Genomic DNA, 1,437 nt, shown 5'->3' with positions numbered 1-1,437 from the left:
CCCCGGCACCGATGTCCGGGGGCCCGCCCTTGTGTGTACGGACGCGTCCGCCCGTACACACGTCCTTGGGGCGCCCGGCCCTGAGTGCTGTCGGCCCGTCAGCCGTTGGCCAGCGCCTTGAGCCGGTCGTACGCGCCGTTGAACACGCTGTGGTCGCCGACGGTCGGGCCTGTCGAGGTGTACTGCCACATCGTGTAGAAGCCCCACCCGGCGGGGAGTTCGCCGACCGAGGAGCCGTAGCGCGGGATCCACAGCGGATTGGCGCTCCCGAAGCCCGCGTAGTTGCCGGTGCACGCCTTCCACCAGCTGGTCGAGGTGTAGATCACCGGATCGCGGCCGGTCTTGGCGTGGTAGGCGGTGAGGAAGTCGCGGATCCAGCCGACCATGGCGCTCGCGCTCTTGCCGTAGCAGGCCGCGCCGTACGGGTTGTACTCCATGTCGAGCGCGCCGGGCAGCGTCTTGCCGTCCCGCGACCAGCCGCCGCCGTGGGCGAGGAAGTAGGCGGCCTGGGCGGCTCCGGAGGAGGTGTCGGGGGTGGCGAAGTGGTACGCGCCGCGGATCATGCCGACGTTGTACGAGCCGTTGTACTGCTGCGCGAAGTACGGGTTGGTGTAGCTCGTGGACTCGGTCGCCTTGACGTAGGCCCAGCGGACGCCGCTGTTCCACAGGGTCTGCCAGTTGACGTCGCCGTTGTGGCTGGAGACGTCCACGCCCTCGACGGAGGCGCTGAGGCGGGGGCGCGGGGCGTGGCCCGCGCGGGCGTGGGGTTCGTGGGAGGGGAGGGTCGAGCCCATCCAGTCGCGGTCCGGGTGCGCGGGCTCGGAGCGGTCCGAGGGGGCCGCGCGGTCAGCGGGGCCCGAGGGGGGCGCGGCGTCCGCGGCCGTCGCGGGCGGCGCCAGGAGGGAGAGGAGGAGGGCGAGGGCGGAGCTGAGGAAGACGAGTGCGGAGGGGCGGCCGGCCGGCGCGCGGAGTCCGCGGCGGGCCGGAGCGGATCTGTGCTCGGGCATGCGTACCTCCCAGGGACTCAGTGGATCTCAGTGGATCTCAGTGGGGGATGTCCTCATACATCATGACTTATTCCCGCCGTTTGACGGTGTAGAAACCACTAATTGGAGTGGCCATGACATGTCAGACGCTACGGGCGCGAAGGGGGGCGGCGATAGAGGGGCCGGGTGCTGCCGTTGGTCTAATCCTGCGAAATACTGGTCAAGCTGCGGCGATACGGCCGCGGCGAGCGGAAAGTTTCAGATCTGAACAGCTGGAAGGGCGCTGACGTGCACAACACCGGGACCCCGCCGCCCGCGGAGGGCGGCGACCGCAGCGCGTCCGGCAGCGCCGGCGACCGCGCGTTCCTCGCCCTGGAACGCGAGTTGGCGGTCTTCCTGCGCCGGGCCCGCGCCTCCTCCGGCGAGATGGCCCGCGCGGTCCACCCCGAAC

At 71.0% G+C, this 1,437-nt stretch carries 1 protein-coding gene and 1 pseudogene; one reads left to right on the top strand and one right to left on the bottom strand.

Going from position 1 to position 1,437, the window contains the following annotated elements:
• Positions 1–98 precede the first annotated feature (98 nt).
• The gene (locus ACFU99_RS43585) at positions 99–1,007 is read right to left on the bottom strand and encodes a lysozyme (RefSeq protein ID WP_384404310.1); all 909 of its coding nucleotides are present in this window, start codon (positions 1,005–1,007) and stop codon (positions 99–101) included.
• A gap of 267 nt (positions 1,008–1,274) precedes the next feature.
• On the opposite strand from ACFU99_RS43585, the pseudogene ACFU99_RS43580 reads away from it, so the two are divergent.
• A pseudogene (locus ACFU99_RS43580) lies at positions 1,275–1,437 on the top strand (MarR family transcriptional regulator); the annotation flags it as partial.

It is taken from the genome of Streptomyces sp. NPDC057654, assembly GCF_042800135.1.
Classification (GTDB): Bacteria; Actinomycetota; Actinomycetes; order Streptomycetales; family Streptomycetaceae; genus Streptomyces.
Note: the sequence above shows the minus strand (reverse complement) of the source record. Positions and strands in the feature narration are given on the sequence as shown.

What these genes read in the sequence shown, in the direction of transcription:
- ACFU99_RS43585 (WP_384404310.1), bottom strand. Translation starts at nt 1,007, where the DNA reads ATGCCCGAGCACAGATCCGCTCCGGCCCGCCGCGGACTCCGCGCGCCG.